Here is a 24,255-nt window from a genome sequence, read left to right on the forward strand (position 1 = left end):
CGACGTCGTCGTGGTCCGGACGCCAGCGGTCGGGACCTTGCTGGCACAAGGAGCAAGAACTTCCGCGGGAATCAGGAAGGAGGTCCGTGATGATCCGCACCCTGCTGCTCGTCGTTCGCGAGTCCTGCCGGATGGCTGTCGACGTCTTCCTGGCCGGTGCGCGCGGCCACGGCGGGTTCATCAGCCCGATCGTCCTCCGCAGGTCGTCGAAGGAGAAGCCATGATCAGGACGATGCTTCGGATACGCGCGCGCCCGGGCGTCGCACCCGCCGTGGAATCCGCGTGGCGGACGGTCGCCGGGCAGATCAGCGGGCTGGCCGGCAACCTTCTGCAGGATCTGCTGCTCGACGCCAACGACCCGCGTTCGTTCGTCATCGTCACCGAGTGGACCGACGAGTCCGCGCTGCGCGACTACGAGAACGGACCGGTCGCCGCGCGCTTCGCCGACGCCGTCCGACCGCTGTGCGAGAGGTCCGCGCCGGAGAGCTACCTGGTGATGCGCGATCCCGGCGGCGCGGGGTCGACCGCCTTCGTGGACGTCGAGGTCACCGTGCCGGCCTCCCGGCTCGCCGAGTTCGAACGCGGGTACGCCGAGGTCAGGGCGCGGATGGCGGGGGTGCCCGGCTATCTGCGCGAGGACCTGCTGCGCCAGCCCGGCTCGGACATCTTCCACATCTTCGCCGAGTGGGCCACCGACGCGGAGTTCTTCCGCTGGATCGGCAACCCGGCACACGCGCAGGAGGAGGCCGGACCGATCGCGCCGTTTCTGCTCCGCGACTTCCGGCGCCGCCTCTTCCGCAGCGCGGCCCATCCCGACAGCAGGCGAGAACCGAGTACGGGCAGGGAGATCGACGTGCACACGACAACGGACGTACTCATCGTCGGAGCGGGGCCCACCGGGCTGACCGTCGCCGTCGAGCTGGCCCGGCGCGGCATCGAGTGCCGGGTGATCGAGAAGCTGGCCACCCCGCCCGGGCAGGCCGACAAGGCGATCGGCATCCACTGCCGCACCATGGAGATCTGGGCGGACCAGGGCATCGTGCGGGACGCGATGGACGCCGGGATCTGGCTGACCGGAAACATGGTGTTCGTCAACGGTGCGGAGACCCACCGGATGAGCTGGGAGCTGCCGGAGCTGCCGTACGCGCACCTGGGCCTGCCCCAGTACGAGACCGAACGCATCCTAACCGAACGGCTGGCCACGCTCGGCGTGCGCCCGCAACGCGGTGCCGAGCTGATCGCGTTCACCCAGGACGGCGACGGCGTGCTGGCCACGCTCGCGACCGCCGGCGGGGCCGAGGAGACGGTGCGCGCGAAGTACCTGGTCGGCTGCGACGGCGCGCACAGCAGGGTCCGCGAGCTGCTCGGGTTGACGTTCTCGGGTGGACTGGGCCGGTTCCCGCAGCTGTTCATGCTCGGCGACGTGGACGTGGACTGGGACATGCCGGAGGGCCACCTGCTCCGGTTCATGCACGAGACCGACGGCCGGATGGACGGCATGCTGGTATGCGTCCCGTTGCGCGGCGAGTCCCGGTACCGGATCGCGACGCTGGCGCCGCCCCGGTTCTTCGCGCAGACCGGCGGGCAGGACGCCCCGCCCGGGTTCAGCGAGGAACTCGCCGAACCGACCCTCGCCGACGTCCAGGCCGCGATCGACCAACTGGCCCCGCCCGGCACCCGCGCGTCGAACCTGCGCTGGTCGTCGGTGTTCCGGATCAGTCACGGGATCGTGGACCGGTACGGCGACGGCCGGGTGTTCGTGGCTGGCGACGCGGCGCACCTGCACCCGCCCGCGGGCGGCCAGGGCATGAACACCGGGATCCAGGACGCCTGGAACCTGGCGTGGAAGCTGGCGCTGGCGGTGCGGGGGATCGCCGCGCCCGGGCTGCTGGACAGCTACGAGACCGAACGGCGCCCGGAAGGCGAGGAGATCGTGGGGCGCGCGGTGCGGATGGCCTTCACCGACGAGCTGGACCGCGAAGACCTGAAACGGCAGTTCCTGCAAGAGATGTCCATGTTGCTCAGCTACGCGGACAGCCCGCTCGTCGGCGAGTCCCTGTCCGCTCCCGACGCCCTGCGAAACGGTCCCGGGCCCGGCGACCGCGCACCCGATGTCGGCGGCCTGCGCCGGCGCGGCGTCGGGCATCCGCTGCGCCTGCACGAACTGACCCGCGGCGCCAGGCACACGTTGCTGGTCTACGCGGACGCGTCGGCCGACGAGGCGGCCCTGACCGCCGTGGGGACACTGTGCGCCGACGTCCGCCGGCAGACGTCCGGGCAGATCGACGTGTACCTGCTGCTCAGCCCGGATGCCCGGGCGCCGCGGCTGCTCGATCCACCGATGGTGCGGGACGGCGAGGGCGAGTTCCGCGCCGCGTACGGCCTCACCGGCACCGCCCTGTACCTGGTCCGCCCGGACGGGCATGTCGGGTTCCGTAGCCAGCCGATCGACGCCGACGCGCTCAGCAAGAACCTGCAGCTGGTGTTCGGAGGCGCGCGATGACGACCGTACGCACCGTGCTCGCGATGCGTACCCGGGAAGGCTGTGAGGAACGGTTCGAAGCGGAGTGGCTCTCGGCGGCTGAAGAGATCCGCACGCTGGACGGTTGCCTGCACCAGGACCTTGTCCGCGATGCCGAGGACCCGCGCAGCTACCTGATCATCAGCGACTGGGCGGACCGCGAGCGGTTGGACGCCTTCGGCCGCAGCGAACACCGTGACCGGCTGCTGCGCATGATCCGTGAGCTTCGCGAATCCGCGCAACGGCACACCTACCAGGTTCTGCACACCGTGCGGAGCGAGCCCGAGGAGTCGCGATGACCGATGATGCCGTACCCGCGTCGGAGCTGTACACCGACGAGTTCGCCGCCGACCCCTATCCCACCTTCGCGCGGCTGCGGGGGGACGCACCCGTCTGCCCGGTCAGTTCGCCGCGGTTCGACTCCTACCTGATCACCCGCTTCGACGACGCCAAGGCGGCGCTGACCGACCCCAGGCTCTCCAAGGATCTCTACGGCCCCGACCAGCACTACCTCCGGATCTTCGGGCCGAACTCCGAGGGGTTGAACAAGAACATGCTCAACTCGGACCCGCCGGAGCACACCAGGCTGCGCCGGATCGTGTCACAGGCGTTCGCGCCTCGCCGGATCGAGGCGCTGCGGCCCCGGGTGGCGCAGATCGTGGACGACCTGCTCGACAAGATCATCCCGCAGGGCCAGTCCGAGCTGATGCACGACTTCGCGATCCCGCTGCCCATGAAGGTGATCAGCGAGCTGCTCGGGATACCGGAGGCCGACCACGAGCGGGTCCTCGACTGGACCCAGGTGATCAGGACGTCCGGGTCGTCCGGCCGTAGTCCCCAGGAAGACCGGGCGGCCGTGCAGGAGGCCCAGCTACGGCTGCACCACTACTTCGCCGACCTGGTGCAGGCCAAGCGCGCACACCCCGCCGACGACATGATCAGCGCGCTGATCGAGGCCTGCGACCACGACGGGAAGCTCTCCGAACCGGAGCTCGTCACCACCTCGTTCCTGCTGCTGTTCGCCGGGCACCAGACCACCGCGGACTTCATCGGCAACGCGACCGTGGCGCTGCTGACCAACCCGGACCAACTCGAGTTGCTGCGCGGCAAGCCGGAACTGCTGCCCGCGGCGATCGAGGAGCTGCTCCGGTTCGACGGCCCGTTGCCGGTGGCCAGCCCCAGGATCGCCGCCGAGGACGTCGAGTATCAGGGCGTGCACATCCCGCGCGGGTCGATCGTCGGCGTGGTGATCAACGCGGCGAACCACGACCCGGAGCACTTCGCCGACCCGGACCGGCTGGACCTCTGCCGCGAGCGCGGCCCGCACATCGGCTTCGGCCACGGCGTCCACTACTGCCTGGGGGTCTCGCTGGCCCGGATGGAGGCACAGATCGGCATCGGGGCGCTGCTGCGCCGGCTGCCGGAGCTACGGCTCGGGGTGCCGGTCGCCGAGCTGCGCCGGCTGCCGGCGGCGTCGCCGTTCCGTGGCCTGCTGGAGCTTCCGGTCCGCTTCAACGCCTGACCCGCCCGACAGTCTCTCCGATCCACCACAAGAGATCGACGTCCACTCAGTCAACGCCCACTCACCCGAGGAGCAGTCATGGTCTTCCGAAACGTGATCGTCTGTCACATGGTTCCTGGCAGTGAGGACATCGTCGGCGATGTCTTCGGTTACTACGACAAGACGACCCGACCGCAGGACCTCGGGGTGATCGGGCGAAGGCTGCTGTCGCTCGACGACCTCTACCTCCACGTGATCGAACGCAGGGAGGACCCGAGGGTGTCGGGTCAGACCCGCGGACTGCCCGCGTTCCAGAAGATCGCCGAAGCCATCGCGCCGTACGTGACGCCGTACCCGAGGAACTGGCAGAACCCGTCCGACTCGGTCGCCAAGGAGTTCTACCGCTGGGTGCCGGCCGAGAGTTCGGCACCGGCGCCGGAATCGGCCGGCAGGAACCTCACCGTCATCGTCGGACACATCAAGCCCGGCGCCGAGCCCAACGTCGCGCGTGTCTTCGCCGAATCGGACGCCGGGCCGCTGCCGGTCGAGCTGGGCGTCACCGGGCGCTGGCTGTACTCGATCGACGACGTCTACGTGCATCTGCTGGAGCGCACCGACGCGGCGTTGGCCGCCGGCACGGGGGACGACCACGACCAGCCGGCCTTCGCCAAGATCATGGACGACCTCAGCTCGTTCATCAGCCCGTACAACCCGGACACCTGGCACGGCCCGGACGACGCGGTGGCCAACGAGTTCTACCGCTGGCGAGCCGACGACTGACGGAAACGGCTGACGGCCGATCTCGGCGTGCGGGCGGAACGGGCGTGTGAGATCGGGACGCGACTCGTTAGCCACGACCCAGGCGGTTCACCGACTCGATCGTCGGAGGCGCGGCCGATCGCGGTGCGCGCCCAACTGCTGGACGCCCCGCGGCCCACCGACCTCGTGGCGCTGGTGCGCCAGCCGGACGAGGTCGTCCTCCGTCTCGCCGCCGCCCGCGTACGCCCAGGTGGTCAGGGTCATGCCGATCGTGCCTCCCGGCTGGGCTCGCTGCGGACCTTCGGCGGTCACCATATGTGCGCGTTCGGGCGACCGCGATCAGTAACCGGACACTGCGGTGTGACCCGCCCGGCCGAACACGCCGTCCCGTGGGCATGACGTGTGGAAGCGCCGACAGCGGGAAGGAAGGGCCGTTGGGCAGCCGGTGGGCGGGAGGGACATGGGCGCCAGAACCTTCGTGGTGGTCGGCGGCACCAGCGGCCTCGGTCTGGCGGTGGCCCGCCTGCTCGTCGACGAGCACCAGGTCGCCGTCTTCGGCGACGTGCCGGACGAGGTCGCTGCGGTGGCCGACGACCTGGGCTGCGCCGGCACGGTCTGCGACGTCTCCTCATATGAGCAGGTCCGGGACGCGTTCGTCGAGGTGGTCGACCTGTACGACATGATCGACGGGGTGGCGGCGTGCGCCTCGATGTGGGCGGGCGGTGACCTGGCGGACCTGTCCCCGGAGCGGATCCGGCGGGCCGTGGAGATCAACGCGCTCGGTGCCACGTACGTGCTCAGGGAGGCGCTGTACCACCTGCACCGACAGGATCACGGCAACGTGGTGTACATCGGGGCGATGGCGGTGACGAAGCCCCGGCCGGGCATCCCGATCTACCGGGCCACCAAGAGCTACGGCAGCAGCCTGGTCGAGTCGGTGGCCGAGGCCCAGCACAGCAACCGGATCAAGGTGATGCAACTGCATCCCGGGCCGATGCCGACCCGGTTGCAGGAACGGGTCGGCGACGAGTTCCTGGACGAGATCTACGCCCAGCCCGAGCAGGTCGCCGCGGAGGTCGTACGGCTGCTGCTGCTCGCCCCGGACGACCTGTACGTCTCCGGCGAGCGGGTGCTGCGCGCGGACGGGCGGTGGTGACGCCCGGAGGTGCCACGGCCGAGGTCACGGTCTCGGCGTGGACGCCGTTGCGGACGGCGGTCTACCGCAACCTGTGGCTGGCCCTGCTCGCCGCGAACATCGGCACCTGGATGCAGACAGTCGGCGCGCAGTGGCTGCTGATCCATCAGTCGAACGCCTCGACGCTGGTCGCCCTGGTGCAGACCGCCAGCCTGCTGCCGACGCTGCTGCTGGCCCTGCCGGCGGGCGCACTCGCGGACACCTTCGACCGCCGGCACCTGTTGATCTCGGTGCAGCTCTTCCTGGTCGCGGTGGCGGTGGCGCTCACCGTGCTCACCGCGACCGGCCGGATGCCGCCGGCGTTGCTGCTCACCCTCACCTTCGCCTTCGGCGTGGGGCAGGCCCTGACCCTGCCGGCGTGGGCGTCGGTGATCCCTGAGCTGGTGCCCCGGGACCAGTTGCGGTCGGCCTCGGCGCTGGGCTCGATCAGCGTCAACGTGGCCCGGGCCGTCGGACCGGCCGTGGCCGGCGTACTGATCGCCCGCACCGGGGTGGCCCCGGTCTTCGCCCTCAACGCGGTGGCGTTCCTGGTCTTCGCGTTGGCGCTGGTCCGGTGGCGGCCCGGCGACGCCCGCGCCGTCGAGGTGCCCGAGCGGTTCACCGCCGCGCTGCGGGCCGGCGGCCGGTACGTGCGGCACTCGCCGATCGTGCGTCGGCTGCTGCGCCGCGCGCTGGTCTTCGTGATCCCGGCCAGCGCGTTGTGGGCGTTGCTGCCGCTGGTGGCCGCCCGCCGGCTCGGCATGAACTCCAGCGGGTACGGCCTGCTGCTGGCCGCGCTCGGGGTGGGCGCCATCACCGGCGGCCTGCTGCTGCCGAAGATCCGGACCTGGATGTCGGCCAACCAGTTCCTGCTGGTGGCCGGGGCGCTCTACGGCGGGACGCTGATCGTGGTGGCGTCGGTCCGGATCGTCCCGGTGGTGCTGGTCGCCCTGCTGCCGGCCGGGGTGGCCTGGGTGACCGTCCTCGCCAACGTCAACGCCGAGATCCAGCTGTTCCTGCCCGGCTGGGTACGCGCCCGCGGCCTGGCCGTGTACCAGGTGGTCCAGGGCGGCGGGCAGGCCGTGGGGGCGTTCGGCTGGGGCGTGGTGGCCGACACCGCCGGGCTGGTCCCCGCGTTCTTCGTGGCGGCCGCGTTTATGCTGATCGGCGCGGTGACGTCCCAGATCTGGCCGCTGCCCGACCTGCGCGGGGTGAACCGGGACCCGACCGCCTACCGGCCGCCCCTGGAACTGGCGCTCCAACCGGATCCCCGGGTGGGCCCGGTGCTGGTGGTGGTGACCTACACCGTCCGGCCGGAGCGGGAGGGCGCGTTCCTGGACGCGATGGAGCACGTGCGTGGGTCGCGGCAGCGTACCGGGGCGATGCGGTGGGGACTGTTCCGCGAGGGCGAGACCCCGGTCCGGTTCGCGGAGGTCTACATGGTGCCGTCCTGGGACGAGCACCTGCGCCAGCACGGGGGCCGGCTGACGGAAGCCGACCAGCAGGCCGAGGACCGGGCCCGGCAACTAGCCGACGGCGAACCGGAGGTCCGCCACCTGCTGCCGGCCGCCGTCAGCCCGGCGCTGACCGACGGCCCTGACCAGGGCGCGTGAGCGCCTCCGCGAGGTCGTCGAGCCGCTGCCGGACGCGACGGTGCTGACCGCCTACTCAGCCGGGTGCGCCCGCCACCGGCTCCGGGCCGGTCTGGTCCACCACCCCCGCAACCGCCACAATGGCGGCATCGGTGTCGCGACCCCGGCGGTGATCAGGACCGTACGGGCTGAAACGTCGACTCTTCATGGAAGGGACGACGGCATGCACCCGATGCTCCGACGTCTGGACGACCTCGCCGCCCACCTCGCCACCCGGCCGGACGCGGTGGCCCTGCTCGGCCTCGGCTCCGCCGGAGCCGAGCACGACCGGCTCGACGCCCACTCCGACCTGGACTTCTTCGTCGTCGTCGCGGCCGGCGCCGTGCCCCGCTACGTCGACTCGATCGACTGGCTGGTGGCGCCCGGCCCGGTGGCGTACAGCTTCGCCAACGAGCGCAACGGCCGCAAGGCGCTCTACGCCGACGGCATCTTCGTCGAGTACGCGGTCTTCACCGTCGACGAGCTGGCCCGGTTGCCGATCGCCGGCGCGCGGGTGGTCTGGCAGCGGCCCGACGCGCCCGCCGGGCTGGTCGAGTGCGGGCCCCCGCCACGGCCGGCGACGCCGTACGACACGGTCGAGTTCCACCTGAACGAGGCGTTGACCAACCTCTACGTCGGCCTGCACCGCGAGCTGCGCGGCGAACGGCTCACCGCGGCGCGCTTCATCCAGTCGTACGCGGTGGACCGGGTGCTCGCCCTGCTGCGGCTCACCTCGCCCGGCGCCGCGCACCGGCGCGACCCGTTCGACCCGAGCCGACGGGTGGAGCAGGCGTACCCGCCGGAGGTGCTGCCGCTGGCCGCGATGGTGCCGGGTTACCGGGCCAACCGGGAGGCCGCCCGGGCCACGTTGGCCTGGCTGGAGGCGCGATTCCCGGTGGACCCGGTGATCGGCGACGCCGTCCGGCACCTGCTGCTGGCCTGACCCAAGCGCCCGCGGGTCGGGGGGCGGCCCGCCGGTGGTTGTCAGCAGGCGATGCCGCTGCCCAGCCGGTCCAGGAGGGCGCAGGACGTGTGCGGGCCGGTCCGCATGTTCATTCCCATGTGTCGTGGTGTCGATCAAGGGGTGACCGGTTCCACGGCCCGGGTCGCCTCGGCGGTCGGCGGCCCGGCGTCGGCCGGGGTCCGGCGCGCCGCGAGCGCGAAGCAGACCACCGCCGGCAGCAGGAACGCGCCGGCGGTGACCACCCCCGCGCCCATCGACACCCGCTGGGCGACCCCGCCGGCCGGCGGGCCGCCGGCGATCTGGCCGAGCGCGTCGACCTGCGACTGGATGGAGAAGACCGTCGCCCGGGTACCCGACGAGGTGCCGGCGACCAGCCATACGCTCAGCACGGGCGCGGCGACGTGCCGCAGCAGGGACGCCGCCAGGTAAGCCGAGACGGCGGGCCAGATCGCGCCGGTCAGACCGAAGCAGATCGTCGCGGCTGCCGCCGACGTCTCCACCGCCACCAGCAGCAGCCCCACCCGACGCGGACGGGTCGCGTCCACCCACCGACCGATCAGCCCGGTGAGCAGGATCGAGCCCAGAGCCGCCACGGCGGCGAACGCGCCGAGCCACACCGGCGGGCTCAGGGCCGCCGGCAGCGTCAGTTCCGCGACGAACCGGGGCTGCCCCAGCCGGTCGAAACCCTCGCTGCTCAGGCCGAGGAAGAGGGTGCCGACCAGGACGTACCGGATGATCCGGCTGCGTCGCGCGACGCAGCCGCCCGCGACCACCTGGGCCCGCATCGAGCCGAGGGTGGTCCGCTGCCCGGCCGGCGGCGGCGTCCAGTGGCGCTCCGGCATGACCAGGGCCAGCGTCGCGCCGAGGGCCAGCGTGCAGCCGGCGCCGACCAGGATCGGCAGCGCGAGGTCCACGCCGGCCAGCGCCACCGCTGCGACGATGCCGAGCAGGGTGCCGGCCTGGGCGAGCTGACCGGCCCGGACGAACGCCCCGCCGACCCGCTGCGCGCCGATCTCGTCGGCGGCCCACGCCTCCTGGGCGCCGTCGACGCAGACCGCGCCGACGGCCCAGACCGCGGTGGCGACCAGCAGCGCGGCGTAGCTGGGCAGCAGCCCCCACAGCAGCAGCCCGACGCCCATCAGCAGGTGGCCGACCACCACGGAGAGCCGGCGGCTGTGCAGGTCGGCGAGGACTCCGGTCGGCACCTGGGCCACGAAGCAGACGACCTCCATCAGCGTGCCGACGAGGATCAGCTGCCACGGGCCCAGGCCGACGACCTGGCTCTGGTAGACGAGATTGAGGGTGAAGGCGGTGTTGCCGGCGAAGGCGCCGACACCGCTGACGACAAGGAAGAGACGGTACGCGGACACGCGGGGACTCCCGGGCTGCCGATCGGCGCCCGGTGCCGGAGGTGCGATCCGCTACTGCGAGGTCAGCGGCCCTGGCGGAAACGCACGGCACCGGGGAACGGGAGGCTGCGCGGCGCTGTCATGCCGGGCAGCATGCTGGCAGACCGGGCGCGCGTCAACGCGTTTACCGGTCCAGCAGCGCGCGCAGCGTCTTCACCAACTCGGCGGGCGGCTCCTGCTCTCCGCCAGCCGTCGCGCGACCTCAGCGCATTCTCGCGCTGGCCTCATTCGTCAACTTGGTGGGCAGCGGCGTGTCCATGGTGAGCGCCGCGCTCCTCTTCACCCGCCGCGGCGTCACCCGAGCGCCGCAGGCGAATAGCGGCGCTCGGGCAGCGGTTCATTCAGGTAGGGCGGCACAGGTTCGGTCGGGATCCCGGCTCAGGCGGTGGCCGGAACCTCCGCGCCGGGCTGCTCGGCCCGCTCCTCGGCGGCCCGCTCGGCGGTCGTCGCCTCAACGGGCGTCCGCACAGCGAAAGCGTCGAAGGGTTCCCGAGGCGCGGGCACGCGGTCGACGATCACCGGCCGGGCGGGCGGTCGGTCGGCGGCCGGTCGGACGCCCACCTGGGGATATTCGGCGGTCTCGCCGCCGCCTGCGGCGGCCGCCATCACTGCCGCCGAGGCCAGTTCGGCCACCCGCTTCGCCTCGCGCTGCACCCGGGCGCGTACCTCCTTGGCGTGCTGCTCGGCGAGGTCACCGGCCCGGCGGGCGTCCTCCAGCCGCTTCGTCTCGGCGGTCAGGTCGCGGCGGACCTCCACCAGGCGCTCCTCCAGCTGGGCGCCCTCCTGTTCGATGGTGGCGATCTCCTGCCGGGACCGGTCGAGCTGCTGGCCGACGGTATCCAGCTCGGCCCGGAGCTGGTCCAGCGTCTCCTGCCGCTGCTGGAGCTCCTGCTGCACGGTGGTGAGCTGCTCCTGGTGCGCGCTCGTCTGCTCGTCGGCGCGGTCCCGGACCTCGGTGGCGTACTGCTGGGCCTCGGCGACGAGCGCGGCGATGTCCCGCTCGGCCGCGGTGGCCCGGTCGGCCAGCTCCTGCTCGGCCGCGGCCCGCTGCTCCTCCAGCTCGCGGGCCATGTTTGCCTGCCACTGGGCCAGCTCCTGCTGGGCCTTGCCGCGGTTCGCCTGCACCTCCTGCTGGATCTGCGTACGGGCCGCCTTTACCAGCGCCTCCGAGGCGGAGCGGGCCTGCTCGACCTGCTGGGTGGCCTGCTCGGTGATCCGCTTGGCCTCCTGCTGGGCGCGCTCGTGGGCGGCCTGACCCTCGGTCCGCAGCTTCTCCGCCAGCTCGCGGGTGGCGGTGAGTTCGGCCTGCGCGGCGGCCCGCCGCTCCTCGTGCGCCTGCTCCTGCTCGGCGCGCCGGGCGTCCAACTCCTCGTCCAGCTCCCGCAGCTCCTGGGCGGCCTGCTCCCGGGTCGCGGTGAGGGCCTTCTCCGCCTGGACATGGAGCTCGGCGGCGCGCTTCGCGGCGGTCTCGCTGATCACCCCGGCCTGCTTCTCGGCCAGGTCGAGGATCTGCTCGACCATCGGGCCCAGGTCGCGGAAGGAGGCCCGGTCCACCTGCGCCGGGCGCTGCCGCAGCTCCGCCACCTCGGTCTGCGCCCGCTGCAACTGGACGGTCAGCTCCTGGATCTGGCGGTACGCCCGGTCCCGGTCGGCGGTCAGCGTGGACACCTCGCCGTCCAGCCGCTTGACGTAACGGTCCACCTGACGCTTGTCGTAGCCGCGCAGCGCGAGTTCGAAACTCGGCCGGGCGGACACGTCGTCGTGTGGTGCGAACGGGTCCTCGCCGTTGGACATGCGCCATCCTCCGTCGGTTCGCCAGCGCCAGGCCGGCGGATGACCGCCCCGCAGGGCATGATGAGGCGCAACGGTACCGCCACCCCGGAACGGCGTGTAGGCGTGCCCCACCACCGTCCCGGTGGGATGCCGTGGCCGTTCGGTCGGGTCCCGCTCAGCCCGGCACCGGCCGCAGGTCCCGCTCGCCGGCCGCCGGCACCGCTCCCGCCCGGCGGACCGGGCCACAGAGCCCACCGACGGCCACCAGCAGGCAGCCGGCTCCCGCCACCAGGCAGACCACGGCGGCGCCGTACCGGCCGGCCGCCCAGGTCAGCAGCGCGGCTCCGGCCGGTCCGAGCGAGAAGTGGGTGCTCCAGAAGGCGGAGGTCACCCGGCCCAGCAGGTGATCGGGCGTGATCTCCTGGCGCAGCGACATCGAGCAGATGCCGCCCACGCTGACGCAGCAGAGGTGGACCGCGGCCGCCACGGTGAGGGCCGGGACGGTGCCGGCCAGCCCGAGTGCGGCGACGGCGAGGCCGCCGACGCCGATCGCGCCGATCCAGGTGACGCCGAAGCCGAGCCGGCGGCGCAGTGGGGCCACCAGCAGCGCCCCGGCGACCGTGCCGAGGGTGGCGACGCCGAGGACCGTGCCGACCGTGCGGTCCGAGCCGCCGAGGTCGTGTGTGACGTGGTAGATCAGCACGTCGGTCAGGCCGAACGTCAGGAAGATGAAGACCGACAGCAGTACGGTCAGCGACCGCAGCATCGGCTGCCGCCAGAGGAACCGCGCGCCGGCCAGGAACTCAGCCACCGGCCGTCCCCGGGGCGGGGCGGCCGCGCCGGGGTCCGGCCGCCGGAGCCTTACCAGCCGGAGACCGACGGCGGAGAGCGCGAAGCTGGCCGCGTTGACGCCGATCGCGGCGGTGGGACCGAACCGGGCCGACACCAGGCCGGCCAGCAGCGGCCCGACCACGGCGGCGGCCGCGTACGTCGCGTGCAGCCGGCCGTTGGCCTCCGTGATCCGCTCCCGGTCGACCAGGTTGCGCACCGCGGTCACCGAGGCGACCTGGAAGACCATGCCGACCGCCGCGCAGACCGGCAGCACCACGAAGAGCAGCCAGACCTGCGGGCCGGCCAGCCAGGCCAGCGGGATCAGCCCGTAGAGCACCAACCGGACCAGGTCGGCGACGATCATCAGGGTCCGCCGGTCGCACCGGTCGACGAGCACCCCGCCGAACACGCCGGCGCCGACCGACGCCACGCCGGCCACCGCGGTGAGCAGGCCCATCCGGGCCACCGACCCGGTCGCGTGCAGCACCAGCAGCGGCACCGCCAGATAGGCGAAGGAGTCCCCGGCCGCGGAGACCGCCTGCGCGATCCAGTACGTGACGAAGGAGCGGTCCCGCCCCAGGGAAGGCCGGTCCGGGCCGGGACCGCGGCGCGGGCTCACCATCCGAGGCTAACCGCCGCGCCGCATCCGGTGGCGTCCGCCGGGTCCCTGAGGGACACTCGACGGATCGCGGAACAGCCGCGCGGCGGGCCACCGGGACGCGACCTGGGAGGGCTGGACATGCGGATCGCCCTGTTCGTCACCTGCCTGGCCGACACCCTCTTCCCGGAGGCGGCCAAGGCGACGGTACGGCTGCTGGAACGCCTCGGCCACCAGGTGGTCTTCCCCGCCGAGCAGACCTGCTGCGGGCAGATGCACGTCAACACCGGCTACCCGGACGACGCGCTGCGGCTGGTGCGTCGGCACGTGCGGACCTTCGCCCCGTACGACGTGGTGGTGGCCCCGTCCGGCTCGTGCGTCGGCTCGGTGCGGCACCAGCACGCGATGGTGGCCCGACGGGCCGGCGACGAGCCGCTGGCCAGCCGGGCCGAGGAGGTGGCCCGGCACACGTACGAGCTGTCGGAGCTGCTCGTCGACGTGCTCGGGGTGACCGACGTGGGGGCGTACTTCCCGCACCGGGTCACCTACCACCCGACCTGCCACTCGCTGCGGATGCTCCGGGTGGGGGACCGGCCGCTGCGGCTGCTGCGCGAGGTCCGCGGCCTGGACCTGGTGGAGTTGCCGCAGGCCGAGCAGTGCTGCGGCTTCGGCGGCACCTTCGCCGTGAAGAACGCGGACACCTCGACGGCGATGCTGGCCGACAAGATGCGCCACGTGCTGGCCACCCAGGCCGACGTCTGCACCGCCGGGGACGCCTCCTGCCTGATGCACATCGGCGGCGGGCTGTCCCGGCTGCGGGCCGGCGTACGGACCGTGCACCTGGCCGAGATCCTGGCCAGCACCGAGGCCGGGCCGGCCGGCGACCGGACCGGCCGGAACGTCGAGGGGGTGGCCCGGTGAGGGCGACGGACGAGGCGCGGGAGGCGCGGCGATGACGGAGACCTTCCTCGGCCTGCCCGCGACCGCCCCGGCCGGCGTCGGCAACCTGCGCGGCGACGAGCCGTTCCCGGTCGCCGCCCGGCGCGCCCTGGCCGACGCCCAGCTCCGCCGCAATCTGCGGCACGCCACCGGCACCATCCGGGCCAAGTCGGCGGCGGTGATCGGCGAGGTGCCCGACTGGGCGGAGCTGCGGGCCGCCGGGCGGGCGATCAAGAGCGACACCATGGCCCGCCTGCCCGAGCTGCTCGAACAGCTGGAGGCGGCGGTCACCGCGGCCGGCGGCACCGTGCACTGGGCGACCGACGCGGTCGAGGCGAACCGGATCGTCACCGACCTGGTCCGCGCCACCGGCGCCGACCGGGTGATGAAGGTGAAGTCGATGGCCACCCAGGAGATCGGACTCAACGAGGCGCTCGAAGCAGCGGGGATCGAACCGGTCGAGACCGACCTCGCGGAGCTGATCGTCCAGCTCGGACGGGACCGGCCCAGCCACATCCTGGTCCCGGCGATCCACCGTAACCGGGCCGAGATCCGCGAGGTCTTCCTGCGCGAGATGCCCGGTGTGGACCCGGCGCTGACCGACGAGCCGGCCGCGCTCGCCGCCGCGGCCCGCCGGCACCTGCGCGAGACGTTCCTCAGCACCAAGGTGGCCGTCTCCGGGGCGAACTTCGCGGTCGCCGAGACCGGCACCCTCGCCGTGGTCGAGTCCGAGGGCAACGGGCGGATGTGCCTCACCCTGCCGGACACCCTGATCACCGTGATGGGCGTCGAGAAGGTCATCCCCACCTGGGACGACCTCGGGGTCTTCCTGCAACTGCTGCCCCGGGCGTCGACCGGGGAGCGGATGAACCCGTACACCTCGATGTGGACCGGGGTCACCCCCGGCGACGGCCCGCAGCAGGTGCACCTGGTGCTGCTGGACAACGGCCGCAGCGCGGTGCTCGCCGACGAGGTGGGCCGGCAGGCGCTGCACTGCATCCGCTGCTCCGCCTGCCTCAACGTCTGTCCCGTCTACGAGCGCACCGGCGGGCACGCGTACGGGTCGGTCTATCCGGGGCCGATCGGGGCGGTGCTCTCCCCGCAGCTGACCGGGGTCGAGGAGAACGCCTCGCTGCCGTACGCGTCGTCGCTCTGCGGGGCCTGCTTCGATGCCTGCCCCGTGATGATCGACATCCCGTCCGTCCTGGTCCACCTGCGTGCCCGGCACGTGGCCGAGCAGCGCGCGGCGCACCGGACGCCGAGCGCCGAGGCGATCGCGATGGCCGCGGCCGCGTACACGATGGACCATCCCCGGCTGTACGCGGCCGCGCAGCGCGCCGCGGGGCTCGGCCGGGTCGCCGGGCGCGCCCTGCCGCCGCCGCTGAGCGGCTGGACCGCCAGCCGGGACGTGCCGGCCGCCCCGCCGCAGACCTTCCGGCAGTGGTGGTCGCAGCGGAGCCGGTCGTGACCGCCCGCGACACCGTGCTGGCCCGGCTCCGGACCGCCCTGGCGGCCGCGCCACCCGTGCCGGTACGCCACCGGCCGGCCCACCGCCGGCAGGGGGAGCTGCCGCCCGGCCACCCGGAGCTGGTCGACCTGCTCGCCGAGCGGCTGACCGACTACCGGGCTCGGGTCCACCGGGCCGCCGACACCGCCGTGGCCGAAACGGTCGCCGGCATCCTCGCCGCCGAGGGCGCCACGACGGTCGTGGTGCCGCCCGGGCTGCCCGCCGGCTGGCGGCCCGGCGAGGTCGAGGTGCTGATCGACGACGAGCTGCCCGCCGGCCGGCTGGCCGAGCTGGACGCCGTGGTCACCGCGGCGGCGGTCGCCGTCGCCGAGACCGGCACGATCGTCCTCGACGCCGCCGCCGACCAGGGCCGGCGGGTCATCAGCCTCCTGCCCGACCTGCACGTCTGCGTGGTCCGCGCCGAGCAGGTGGTGGCCACCGTGCCGGAGGCCGTCGCCCGGCTCACCCCGGGCCGCGCGCTGACCTGGATCAGCGGCCCCTCGGCGACCAGCGACATCGAGCTGAACCGGGTGGAGGGCGTGCACGGCCCCCGCCGCCTGCACGTCGTCGTCACCGACGGCTGACCGGTCGTCGCATGGCTGCGGACCAGCGGTCGTCGCGTGGCGACCGGTGACCGGTCGTCGCGGGAGGGCCGGGTCAGACTGGGAAGTGCGGGTTGCCCGCCGTCAGCCGCACGGTGAAGGCGTCCGGACCGCGGTGCATCGCCACGTGGCTGCAGGACTGGTGGGAGATCCACAGGCCCAGGCCGCCGTCGGAGCGGTTGGCCGGCGGAAGGAGGCCGGCGAACGGTTCCTTCGGTCCGTCGCCGCCGTCGCTCACCGTGACCACGATGCGGTCGGCGCCGCTCCACAGCCTCATCAAGGTGGGTGGGAGGCCGTGGCGCATGGCGTTGGTCACCATCTCGCTGACCGCCACCACCAGGTCCTCGACGTCGTCGACGGGGAGCTGCCCCCGGTCCGCGGCGTAGACGGCGGCGCGGGCCTGCGCGGGTGTCGGGTCGGTCAGCTCGACCACCGGCGCCGTCCGCTGCGCCGGGTCCAGCAGCATCGGCAGCTGCTCGGCGAGGTAGCTCGTCGGCTCGGTGTAGACGCCGGTCGGGACGTGACTGCCGTCCGGCCGGGCCACCCGGGGGTGGGTGCGCGCCACGTCCGCCAGCACCCGCGCCGAGGCGACCCGGGTGTCGTACGCGCACATGCTCCAGAGCGGGAAGTCGTCGTAGGCGTGGTTGATGGCCGACTCGTACCGGGCCCACCAGTCCCAGGTCGCCCCGAGCGCGATCCGGGGCAGCTCACCGACGATCCGGATCTGCGCGGCGCCGTCGGCCACGTACGAGGCGAGCAGCTTGCGGTAGGAACGGATCGCGGCGGTCGGCCGGGCGTACACGTCGCCGCCGGGCAGGAACGTCACGCCCGAGTCGACGGGCAGGGCCCGCCGGACCAGCTCGGCGTTGCGCTCACCGAGGCCCACCACCGCCGGCTCACCGGCCTCGATCCCGCCGAGCAGGAAGGGCAGCACCACGGCGAGCAGGTGCTCGTCCGAGTCGAAGAGGATCGCCTCGTGGTAGTAGCCGACGTGGTCGGCGGCGGCGCCCGTTCTCATCGCACGACCTCCACCCGCACGTCGGGGAGGTCCAGCAGCTCGGCCAGGCGTGCCGCGGCGGACCCGGTCGTGCGGAGGACGGCGGTGGCGCCGCGGTGGCGAGCGTGCTCACCCAGGCGGATCAGGCCGCGGTGGTCGATGAACCGGAGCCCGGTCCCTTCGATCACCAGCCGGCCGTCGACCGGGCGCGGGTCGGCGCGCTCCAGCGCGGCGGCGAAGAGCCGCTGGTTGGACGGGTCCAGCTCGCCGGCCAGCGCGACCGCGCCCTCGTCCGGATCGGCGGCGTGCAGGCGGAACAGCACCTGGGCGTTGGTCTCGGGGTGCATGCAGGCCAGCTCGGCGATCGCCGGGTCGCCCAGCTCCCGCCGGTCGTAGGCGCAGACGGCCGACATCGGCCGGGTGCGCATGTAGCGGTCGATGAGGTGTTCGTACCGGGTGAAGGCGTCGCGCTGGGCGGCGGTGCGGGCCAGCGGGGTCGCCTCGGCCATCACGCGGAACCCGGTGTAGCCGTCGGCCAGGGCACCGTCCGTCGCCGCCGCGTAGTGCTGCACCTGGGTCTCCGGGTCGATGACCTCGTCGACCCCGTAGGCGTCGTCGACGGAGACCATCCGGGCGGACCCGCGGCGCAGCGCGTCGCCGAGGCCGGGGAGGCCGTCCAAACGGCGGGTCAGCGAGTCGGGTGTGCCGGCCGCGGCCAGCCAGACGCGCTCGCCGGCCGCGAGGCCGGCGGCGAGGAAGGCCACCGCGCGGGCGTCGAGCGCCGCCGGGTCGTCGTAGGCCCAGCAGACGTGACCGTACGCCGTCGGCGGCGCGCCGCGGCTGGTCACGCGGTATGCCTCATGGCGCCAGTCTATGCCGCCCGGCGGAACGCCATTCGTGGCCGCCCGGCGGGGCTCCGGTCCGGCCGGAGTGGCCGCGCGGCCTCCAGGTGCGCGTGCTGGCCACCGCGGTGCTGGCCCGAACCGACGGCGGACGGCTGGCGGCTGCGCTGGTCCAACGCTGGGCACCCGCCGGCGCTGGTGCGCGGACCGGACGGCCTGGTGATGCGCTGCGGCGGGCCGCCCGGGCCGAAATCCGCTGGCGCGGGTCGTGGCGGGTCTCCATCCTGGCCGCTGTGACGACCGCCGTACGAAAGCTGACCGCCGACGACTGGCCACAGCTGTGGCCGATGCTGCGCGACATGGGCGTCGGCGCCGACCCGCCGGAGACCCACCGGGACCGGTTCCTGCGCCTGCTCGCCGACCCGCGCTGGGCGCTGCTGGGGGCGGTCGGCGGCGACGGGCTGACCGGCTACGCCGCCGGCCAGGACCAGGGCCCGCACCTGCGTTCCGGCGACGCGCACCGGGTGGCCCGGCTGCACGACCTCTACGTACGCCCGGACCGGCGTCGCCACGGCGTGGGGCGGGCGCTGCTGGCGGCGGTGTCGGCGTGGGCCGCCGGGCGGGCCCGTTACCTGGAGTGGCAGGCCCACCGGGAGCGCGCCGCGCCCTTCTACGAGCGGATCGGCCACCGGGGCGAGCCCTGCCCGCAGCCGGATTACCCGACGTTCCTCGTCGACTTCGGGCCGCGGTGACGCTCACGGCAGGGGAGGGCGACGCTCAGGGCAGGGGATGGGAGACGCCCCGGGCGTGGTCGGTGATCGCCGCGCCGACCACCGTGGCGGTCAGCGGCAGCATCTCCAGGCAGCGGCGCACCGCCGCGGCCATCAGCGCGTTCGGTACCCGCATGGAGAGCGTGCAGTGCGGCACCCAGCGCCCCGGCTGGTAATGCTCGACCAGCGTGATGCCGGCGCGGGCCAGCCGGTGCTGTACCTGGGCGTGGTGGGCGAGCAGCTCGGCGGTGGGCGTCGGCCCGAGCCACAGCACCCGGCCGACGAACTGGCCCGCGTGCTGAAACTCCAGCCGCAGCGGCGCGGCCACCACCATCCCGGCGAGGGCGTCGGCAACCTGGCCGGGGTCGAAGCGGGCGGCGACGGCGAGCGAGACGTGCGGGCGGTGCCGCTGCTCCAGCAGCGACCGCATGCTCTGCACGCCCTCGGCCTCCAGCGCGTCCCAGAGCACCCGGATCCGCCGAGTGGCGTCGGTGTCGAGATACAGCTCCAGCGCCGCGACCACGTCGCTCACCCTAGAGGTGAGGGTTGCCCGGCCGCGTGGGCGGTACGCCCAGGTGGCACCGACGTGGAGGAGCGTGCACGTGGACGTGAACGACCTGCTGGCCGAGGCGTACGGCCGGTTGCCCGACCTGGTCGACTCGGCCGTGGACGGGCTCAGCCCCGAACAGCTGCGGCGGCCCCCGGCGCCGGGGGCCAACACGGTGGGCTGGCTGGTCTGGCATCTGACCCGGATCCAGGACAGCGGCGTCGCGGACCTGCTCGGCGCGGAGCAGGTCTGGGTCACCGGGGACTGGGCGGGCCGGTTCGGGTTGACCGGCGACCCGGGCGACACCGGCTTCGGGTACACGACGGAGCAGGTCCTCGCCGTCCGGCCGGAGAGCGGGCGGGCGCTGGTCGACTACCACCGCGCGGTGGCCGAGCGGACCGGGGCGTACCTGCGCGGGCTGCGACCGGCGGACCTGGACCGGGTGGTGGACGAGAACTGGGACCCGCCGGTGACCGCCGGCGTCCGGCTGGTCAGCCTGCTGGAGGACGACCTCCAACACGCCGGTCAGGCGGGCTACGCCCGGGGGCTCATCGTCGCGGACCCGGAACCCGCCCCCGTCACAGCCCCCTGACCGCCAGGACTCACCCGGATCGGGTGAGTTGGACTCACCCGACCACCGGGCACCCTGCGGGGACGACCGGGGACGGGAGGAGGAGCGATGAGCGGCTCGGCGGTGGAGCACCTGGAACGGCGGGTCGCGGGCCGGCATCCCGAGCTGCCGGAGACCACCGGCGGCACGCTCCGCCTCGACCTGCGCGAGGGCGTGCACACCGAGCACTGGTACCTGACCATCGACCATCAGAACGTCGAGGTGGCCCGCTCCGCCGAGGAGGCCGAGCTGATCGTCCGCGCCGACCGCGAGGTCTTCGACCGGCTGGCCGCCGGCCAGCTGCACGTGGCGGCGGCGCTGCTGCGCAACGACCTCACCGTGCAGGGGAACATGCGGTTGCTGATGACGCTGCGGCGGCTCTTCCCGGGCCCGCCCGGCGCCCGGCACCCGCGGGAGGCGGCCGGCGGGCCGGGCGGGACGGCATGAAGCAGGAACGGGTGCACGTCATCGCCGGCAACGCCTTCGCGGTCAGCGACGCGCAGGGCGACATGGAGGTGGACCCGCACGCCCCCGTGGGGCTCTTCTCCTTCGACACCCGGTTCCTGTCCCGCTGGGTGCTCACCCTCGACGGGCAGCGGCTGCACGCCCTCTCCCGGGACGACCTGGCCCACTTCGAGAGCCGGTTCGTGCTGGTGCCCGGCACCATCAGCCCCTACGTCAACGTTGACGTGTCGGTGATCCGGCACCGGTCCATCGCCGACAGCTTCCACGAGCGGATCACCGTGCTCAACCACTCGGCGGAGCCCGCCGAGTTCGTCCTGCGGATGGCGATCGGAAGCGACTTCGCCGACACCGCCGAGATCCGCAATCCCGCGCCGCGCCGGATCACGACCACCGCCGACTCCGACCGAGGCAAGCTGCGGCTGCGCTACCAGCGGGAGCGGTTCACCCGGGAGACCCTGGTCTCCAGCACCGCCGCCGGAAACGTCGACCAGGGCGGGATGACGTTCCGGATCCGGGTCGCGGCCAACGGCAAGTGGAGCACCGACCTGCACGTCGACACGGTGCTCGCCGGAGCGGGCGGGCGGGACCTGCGGGCCAGCCTGGATTCGCATCGGCGCGAGATGCGGCAGGGGACGGGTGCGGACCTGGCGGGGTGGCGCGACCGGGCGCCGCAGCTCGTCGCCGAACGCGCGTCGATGGTGTCGGCGTACGAGCGCGCGCTGACCGACCTGGCGGTGCTTCGGTACGCGCCGTTGGCCTACAGCGAGCGGGTGCCGGTGGGCGGCCTGCCCTGGGCGATGGCGCTGTACGGCCGGGACGCGATGATCACCTGCCTGGAGACGCTGCCGTTCACCCCGGAGCTGACCCCGGCCACGCTGCGGCTGCTCGCCCTGCTCCAGGGTGGCCAGCTCGACGACTACCACGACGAGGAGCCGGGCAAGATCCTCGTCGAGCTGCGCTACGGCGAGGCGGCCGCCTTCGACGAGCAGCCGACCGCGCTCTACTACGGCGCCGCGGACACCACCCCGCTCTTCGTCATCCTGCTCGACGAGTACGAGCGCTGGAGCGGGGACGCCGCGCTGGTCCGGGAGCTGCGCCACCCGGCCCGGATGGCGCTGGACTGGATCGACTCCTACGGCGACACGTGCGGCGACGGCTACCTCCGCTACCAGCGCCGCAACACGCGCAACGGGCTGGTCAACCAGGTCTGGCGGAACTCGCCCGACGCGATCGTGGACCGGCGCGGCCGGCAGCCGGGGTTCCCCCGGGCCACCTGCGAACTCCAGGGGTACGTGTACGACGCGAAGATCCGGGGAGCCCGGCTCGCCCGGGAGTTCTGGGACGACCCGGGGTACGCCGACCGGCTGGAGGCCGAGGCCGCGCGGCTGCGGCAGCGGTTCAACCGGGACTTCTGGCTGCCGGACCGGGAGTACTACGCGCTGGCGCTGGAGCCGGACGGCACCCCGGTCGACGCGCTCACCTCGAACCTCGGCCACCTGCTCTGGAGCGGGATCGTGGAGCCGGAACGCGGCGCCGCGCTGGCCGCCCACCTGTGCGGCCCGGAACTGTTCAACGGCTGGGGCGTGCGGACGTACGCCGCCGGGCAGCGCCCGTACAACCCGGTCGGCGCGCACCTCGGCGCGGTGTGGCCGGCGGACAACGCGCTGATCGCGACAGGCCTGCGCCGCTACGGGTACGACGCCGAGGCGGCCCGGATCGCGGCCGGAATCTTCTCGGTGGTGGAGACGCTGGGCGGCTCGTTGCCGGAGGTGATCGCCGGCTACCCCCGCCCGGTCACGAAGTACCCGGTCCAGCTCCCGGCCGCCGGCCGGCCGCAGTCGTGGTCGTCCGGGGCGCTGCTGATGCTCCTCGGCACCATCCTCGGGCTGCGACCGTGTGGGGACGACCTGCTGGTCAACCCGTCGTTGCCGGCGGGATTCGGCCGGATCGAGCTGCTCGACGTGCCGGGCCGCTGGGGCCGGGCCGACGCCTACGGGCGGGACCGGGCCGGCCGCCGAGCCCGGCTGCGCTGAGCGGGCCCCCGGGCTGCGGTTCGTCGGGGAGCGGCCGGTCAGCCCTCGACGGCGGACGCGACGGAATCGGTGACCGCTGCGTCGTCGACGGTCGTCGCGCCCGGGGTGCCGCGCCGGGCCAGTCCCCGGTCGACGCCGACGAAGAGCAGCCCGAGCAGCCAGAACGTGAACGCGAAGAAGAGCGAGCTGAGCCCGACACCGGCGTAGCCGAGCTGCCCGGCGTCGATGAACGGGTACGGGTAGCGGTGCACGATCAGCCCGCGTACCAGGGCGAACCCGAGGTACGCCAGCGGGAAGGCGAGCCACCAGGCCGCGTACCGCAGGCGCAGCCGGCCGCGCCGGTCGAACAGCGCCCAGTCCGCGACCGCGAGCAGCGGCACGACGGTGTGCAGGAACTGGTTGCCCAGCGCCTCGCCGAACGCGCGGTCCGGCTGGACCATCGCGAACGGGCTGGCCGGGTTGGCCAGCACCAGGTGGTAGACCACACCGGTGATGGTGATGTAGAGGGTCACCGCGCCCTTGAGCGCCGAGGGCGGCTCGGGGCGGTCCCGCCACGCCCGCCAGGCGGCGTAGCCGGCGAACAGCCCTACCGCCACATTGCTCTGGATGGTGAAGTACGGCAGCAGGCCGGTCACCGTGGCCGGACCGAGCGCGGTGAGCACGATCCCGGCCAGCACACTGATCACGATCGCCAGGCGGAGGATGACCGCCAGCCGTCGACGCCGCACACTCATCGGGGCAAGTTATCAGCCGCGCCCGTCCCGGTCACCAGCCGAAGCGGCCGGTGACCGCGGGCCCGCGCCGTCACCAGCCGGAGCTGCCAGGGCCACCCTTGGACGGGCGGCGACGTCGCTGGTGATCCAGCCGCCGTGGAAGTCGCCCGGCTGGACCTCGACCAGCTCCCCGTCGGCTCAGCGCGGGTCGGCTCAGCGCGGGTCGGCTCAGCGCGGGTCGGCTCAGCGCGGACGCGGGCCGGTCGTTGCCGGCGGCTTCGCCGCCGGGCCGGTGGCGCGCCCGGCCGGGTTGCCGGTCGCGTCCGGTGTGGACGATGCGTGGTCCGGTCGGCCGGTGGTCCGGCCGGTCGGGGCGCCGCCCGGGCGGTCCGTCGCATCGGTCGCCGGAACATGCTGGTCGTCCCGACCGGCGAGCAGCCGGTCGCACCAGTCGCGTACCTGCTCCCGCCCGCCGGCGGCCGAGACCAGCTCGGCGAAGCGGGGAGTCTCCAACAACTTGTGGCGGTCGCCGGCTTCCGCCGCTTGGTAGGCGGTGCAGAGCCCGAACAGGGCGGGTGATCCGGTCGGCCGGGCGGAAAAGCCGGGGCCCGCGGTGGGGGAGACGTCGGGTCCGCGGGTCGGCGTGGGGCGCCCACCGGCGCTCGCGCTCGGTGCCGTCGTGCTCCCGCCGTGGCCACCGAGGGAGCCGGGCAGGTTGCCGGTGGCCGCGGCCACCGCCACGCCGCCGGTGGCCACGGCGGCCACCAGGGCCGCGAGGGCGATCTTCGCGCCGAGCAGTCCGGCGAGGATCCGCCGCTCGGGGCGGGCGGCCACCGCCGGAACCGAACCGGCCCGGGCCGTCCGGAACGCCGCCATGGCGGCCAGCTCGCCGGTCAGCTCGTGCGGGCGCGGGGCGGCCCGGACTGCGGTGAGGAGCCGGACGAGCGCCTCCGGACCGCGACCGTCCGGCGCGTCGGCGACGGGACCGACGAGCAGTCGCTCAACGGTCTCCTGGTCCATGCGGTGTGCGTTCATCTCGTGTCCCTCAGCGCCGCCGCTCGACGCGACG

At 73.7% G+C, this 24,255-nt stretch carries 24 protein-coding genes; 15 read left to right on the plus strand and 9 right to left on the minus strand.

From position 1 onward, the window contains the following. Positions 1-89 precede the first annotated feature (89 nt). The 5 genes from SLP03_RS00205 to SLP03_RS00225 all read left to right on the plus strand — a co-directional run bounded on the left by SLP03_RS00205 (position 90) and on the right by SLP03_RS00225 (position 4,802). A complete protein-coding gene (locus SLP03_RS00205) occupies positions 90-224 on the plus strand; it encodes a hypothetical protein (RefSeq protein ID WP_319458391.1) in 135 nt (44 codons plus the stop codon). Next, entirely contained in the window at positions 221-2,503 is a 2,283-nt protein-coding gene (locus SLP03_RS00210; RefSeq protein ID WP_319458392.1) for an FAD-dependent monooxygenase, read from the plus strand. The genes SLP03_RS00205 and SLP03_RS00210 overlap by 4 nt, the downstream gene beginning before the upstream one ends. A 14-nt stretch (positions 2,504-2,517) precedes the next feature. Beyond that, the gene (locus tag SLP03_RS00215) at positions 2,518-2,820 is read left to right on the plus strand and encodes a putative quinol monooxygenase (RefSeq protein ID WP_413644041.1); all 303 of its coding nucleotides are present in this window, start codon (positions 2,518-2,520) and stop codon (positions 2,818-2,820) included. Continuing rightward, on the plus strand, positions 2,817-4,043 hold the full coding sequence (locus SLP03_RS00220) for a cytochrome P450 (RefSeq protein WP_319458393.1): 1,227 nt from the start codon (positions 2,817-2,819) through the stop codon (positions 4,041-4,043). The genes SLP03_RS00215 and SLP03_RS00220 overlap by 4 nt, the downstream gene beginning before the upstream one ends. 78 nt (positions 4,044-4,121) lie before the next feature. After that, entirely contained in the window at positions 4,122-4,802 is a 681-nt protein-coding gene (locus SLP03_RS00225) for a TcmI family type II polyketide cyclase (RefSeq protein ID WP_319458394.1), read from the plus strand. Positions 4,803-4,889: 87 nt separating this feature from the next. Here the strand turns inward: SLP03_RS00225 and SLP03_RS00230 are convergent, their stop codons facing one another. After that, on the minus strand, positions 4,890-5,045 hold the full coding sequence (locus SLP03_RS00230; protein ID WP_319458395.1) for a hypothetical protein: 156 nt from the start codon (positions 5,043-5,045) through the stop codon (positions 4,890-4,892). A gap of 196 nt (positions 5,046-5,241) precedes the next feature. On the opposite strand from SLP03_RS00230, the gene SLP03_RS00235 reads away from it, so the two are divergent. From SLP03_RS00235 to SLP03_RS00245, 3 genes are all read left to right on the plus strand, one after another. Beyond that, positions 5,242-5,937, plus strand: coding sequence for an SDR family oxidoreductase (locus SLP03_RS00235; RefSeq protein WP_319458396.1), 696 nt, complete (start codon positions 5,242-5,244; stop codon positions 5,935-5,937). After that, positions 5,931-7,568: an MFS transporter gene (locus SLP03_RS00240; protein WP_319458397.1), complete on the plus strand. Its 1,638-nt coding sequence runs from the start codon at positions 5,931-5,933 to the stop codon at positions 7,566-7,568. The genes SLP03_RS00235 and SLP03_RS00240 overlap by 7 nt, the downstream gene beginning before the upstream one ends. A gap of 211 nt (positions 7,569-7,779) precedes the next feature. After that, positions 7,780-8,529, plus strand: a complete 750-nt coding sequence (locus tag SLP03_RS00245; protein WP_319458398.1) for a hypothetical protein — start codon at positions 7,780-7,782, stop codon at positions 8,527-8,529. A 134-nt stretch (positions 8,530-8,663) separates the two neighbouring features. Here SLP03_RS00245 and SLP03_RS00250 read toward each other — a convergent pair whose 3' ends face one another. The 3 genes from SLP03_RS00250 to SLP03_RS00260 form a co-directional block, all read right to left on the minus strand. After that, a complete protein-coding gene (locus SLP03_RS00250; RefSeq protein ID WP_319458399.1) occupies positions 8,664-9,920 on the minus strand; it encodes an MFS transporter in 1,257 nt (418 codons plus the stop codon). Positions 9,921-10,337: 417 nt separating this feature from the next. After that, on the minus strand, positions 10,338-11,753 hold the full coding sequence (locus SLP03_RS00255) for a hypothetical protein (protein ID WP_319458400.1): 1,416 nt from the start codon (positions 11,751-11,753) through the stop codon (positions 10,338-10,340). A gap of 154 nt (positions 11,754-11,907) precedes the next feature. Next, positions 11,908-13,182 carry an MFS transporter gene (locus tag SLP03_RS00260; protein WP_319458401.1) on the minus strand — a complete coding sequence of 425 codons (1,275 nt, stop codon included), beginning with the start codon at positions 13,180-13,182 and terminating at the stop codon, positions 11,908-11,910. A gap of 120 nt (positions 13,183-13,302) precedes the next feature. On the opposite strand from SLP03_RS00260, the gene SLP03_RS00265 reads away from it, so the two are divergent. The 3 genes from SLP03_RS00265 to SLP03_RS00275 are packed head-to-tail and all read left to right on the plus strand — an operon-like array spanning position 13,303 to position 16,191. After that, complete coding sequence (locus SLP03_RS00265) at positions 13,303-14,082, plus strand: (Fe-S)-binding protein (protein WP_319458402.1); 780 nt, start codon at positions 13,303-13,305, stop codon at positions 14,080-14,082. A gap of 31 nt (positions 14,083-14,113) precedes the next feature. Continuing rightward, the gene (locus SLP03_RS00270) at positions 14,114-15,568 is read left to right on the plus strand and encodes a lactate utilization protein B (RefSeq protein ID WP_319458403.1); all 1,455 of its coding nucleotides are present in this window, start codon (positions 14,114-14,116) and stop codon (positions 15,566-15,568) included. Further along, positions 15,565-16,191 (plus strand): LutC/YkgG family protein, encoded by a 627-nt coding sequence (locus tag SLP03_RS00275; RefSeq protein ID WP_319458404.1) that lies wholly within the window; start codon positions 15,565-15,567, stop codon positions 16,189-16,191. The genes SLP03_RS00270 and SLP03_RS00275 overlap by 4 nt, the downstream gene beginning before the upstream one ends. A 73-nt stretch (positions 16,192-16,264) precedes the next feature. Here SLP03_RS00275 and SLP03_RS00280 read toward each other — a convergent pair whose 3' ends face one another. Next, the gene (locus SLP03_RS00280; RefSeq protein WP_319458405.1) at positions 16,265-17,227 is read right to left on the minus strand and encodes a sensor histidine kinase; all 963 of its coding nucleotides are present in this window, start codon (positions 17,225-17,227) and stop codon (positions 16,265-16,267) included. Then, entirely contained in the window at positions 17,224-18,054 is an 831-nt protein-coding gene (locus SLP03_RS00285) for an MEDS domain-containing protein (protein ID WP_319458406.1), read from the minus strand. The genes SLP03_RS00280 and SLP03_RS00285 overlap by 4 nt, the downstream gene beginning before the upstream one ends. Before the next feature lie 107 nt (positions 18,055-18,161). Between SLP03_RS00285 and SLP03_RS00290 the strand changes: the two genes are divergently transcribed. After that, positions 18,162-18,800, plus strand: coding sequence for a GNAT family N-acetyltransferase (locus tag SLP03_RS00290; RefSeq protein ID WP_319458407.1), 639 nt, complete (start codon positions 18,162-18,164; stop codon positions 18,798-18,800). A gap of 25 nt (positions 18,801-18,825) precedes the next feature. Here SLP03_RS00290 and SLP03_RS00295 read toward each other — a convergent pair whose 3' ends face one another. Next, positions 18,826-19,341: a 2'-5' RNA ligase family protein gene (locus SLP03_RS00295; protein WP_319458629.1), complete on the minus strand. Its 516-nt coding sequence runs from the start codon at positions 19,339-19,341 to the stop codon at positions 18,826-18,828. Positions 19,342-19,420: 79 nt separating this feature from the next. On the opposite strand from SLP03_RS00295, the gene SLP03_RS00300 reads away from it, so the two are divergent. The 3 genes from SLP03_RS00300 to SLP03_RS00310 all read left to right on the plus strand — a co-directional run bounded on the left by SLP03_RS00300 (position 19,421) and on the right by SLP03_RS00310 (position 22,473). Then, positions 19,421-19,957, plus strand: a complete 537-nt coding sequence (locus tag SLP03_RS00300; protein ID WP_319458408.1) for a mycothiol transferase — start codon at positions 19,421-19,423, stop codon at positions 19,955-19,957. Positions 19,958-20,044: 87 nt separating this feature from the next. Further along, positions 20,045-20,422, plus strand: a complete 378-nt coding sequence (locus SLP03_RS00305) for an SCP2 sterol-binding domain-containing protein (RefSeq protein WP_319458409.1) — start codon at positions 20,045-20,047, stop codon at positions 20,420-20,422. Then, on the plus strand, positions 20,419-22,473 hold the full coding sequence (locus SLP03_RS00310) for a glycogen debranching N-terminal domain-containing protein (RefSeq protein ID WP_319458410.1): 2,055 nt from the start codon (positions 20,419-20,421) through the stop codon (positions 22,471-22,473). The genes SLP03_RS00305 and SLP03_RS00310 overlap by 4 nt, the downstream gene beginning before the upstream one ends. 38 nt (positions 22,474-22,511) lie before the next feature. On the opposite strand, the gene SLP03_RS00315 is transcribed toward SLP03_RS00310, so the two are convergent. Together SLP03_RS00315 and SLP03_RS00320 are read right to left on the minus strand one after the other, a co-directional pair. After that, complete coding sequence (locus SLP03_RS00315; protein WP_319458411.1) at positions 22,512-23,207, minus strand: Pr6Pr family membrane protein; 696 nt, start codon at positions 23,205-23,207, stop codon at positions 22,512-22,514. A 222-nt stretch (positions 23,208-23,429) separates the two neighbouring features. Next, positions 23,430-24,221, minus strand: coding sequence for a hypothetical protein (locus SLP03_RS00320; RefSeq protein WP_319458412.1), 792 nt, complete (start codon positions 24,219-24,221; stop codon positions 23,430-23,432). Positions 24,222-24,255: the final 34 nt, after the last annotated feature.

The sequence above is a fragment of the Micromonospora sp. RTP1Z1 genome (assembly GCF_033804685.1).
Taxonomy (GTDB): Bacteria; Actinomycetota; Actinomycetes; order Mycobacteriales; family Micromonosporaceae; genus Micromonospora.

Coding starts and splice junctions, on each gene's coding strand:
- SLP03_RS00205 (WP_319458391.1), top strand. CDS start 90: ATGATCCGCACCCTGCTGCTCGTCGTTCGCGAGTCCTGCCGGATGGCT.
- SLP03_RS00210 (WP_319458392.1), top strand. CDS start 221: ATGATCAGGACGATGCTTCGGATACGCGCGCGCCCGGGCGTCGCACCC.
- SLP03_RS00220 (WP_319458393.1), top strand. CDS start 2,817: ATGACCGATGATGCCGTACCCGCGTCGGAGCTGTACACCGACGAGTTC.
- SLP03_RS00225 (WP_319458394.1), top strand. CDS start 4,122: ATGGTCTTCCGAAACGTGATCGTCTGTCACATGGTTCCTGGCAGTGAG.
- SLP03_RS00230 (WP_319458395.1), bottom strand. CDS start 5,045: ATGACCCTGACCACCTGGGCGTACGCGGGCGGCGGCGAGACGGAGGAC.
- SLP03_RS00235 (WP_319458396.1), top strand. CDS start 5,242: ATGGGCGCCAGAACCTTCGTGGTGGTCGGCGGCACCAGCGGCCTCGGT.
- SLP03_RS00245 (WP_319458398.1), top strand. CDS start 7,780: ATGCTCCGACGTCTGGACGACCTCGCCGCCCACCTCGCCACCCGGCCG.
- SLP03_RS00255 (WP_319458400.1), bottom strand. CDS start 11,753: ATGTCCAACGGCGAGGACCCGTTCGCACCACACGACGACGTGTCCGCC.
- SLP03_RS00265 (WP_319458402.1), top strand. CDS start 13,303: ATGCGGATCGCCCTGTTCGTCACCTGCCTGGCCGACACCCTCTTCCCG.
- SLP03_RS00270 (WP_319458403.1), top strand. CDS start 14,114: ATGACGGAGACCTTCCTCGGCCTGCCCGCGACCGCCCCGGCCGGCGTC.
- SLP03_RS00280 (WP_319458405.1), bottom strand. CDS start 17,227: ATGAGAACGGGCGCCGCCGCCGACCACGTCGGCTACTACCACGAGGCG.
- SLP03_RS00305 (WP_319458409.1), top strand. CDS start 20,045: ATGAGCGGCTCGGCGGTGGAGCACCTGGAACGGCGGGTCGCGGGCCGG.
- SLP03_RS00310 (WP_319458410.1), top strand. CDS start 20,419: ATGAAGCAGGAACGGGTGCACGTCATCGCCGGCAACGCCTTCGCGGTC.
- SLP03_RS00315 (WP_319458411.1), bottom strand. CDS start 23,207: ATGAGTGTGCGGCGTCGACGGCTGGCGGTCATCCTCCGCCTGGCGATC.
- SLP03_RS00320 (WP_319458412.1), bottom strand. CDS start 24,221: ATGAACGCACACCGCATGGACCAGGAGACCGTTGAGCGACTGCTCGTC.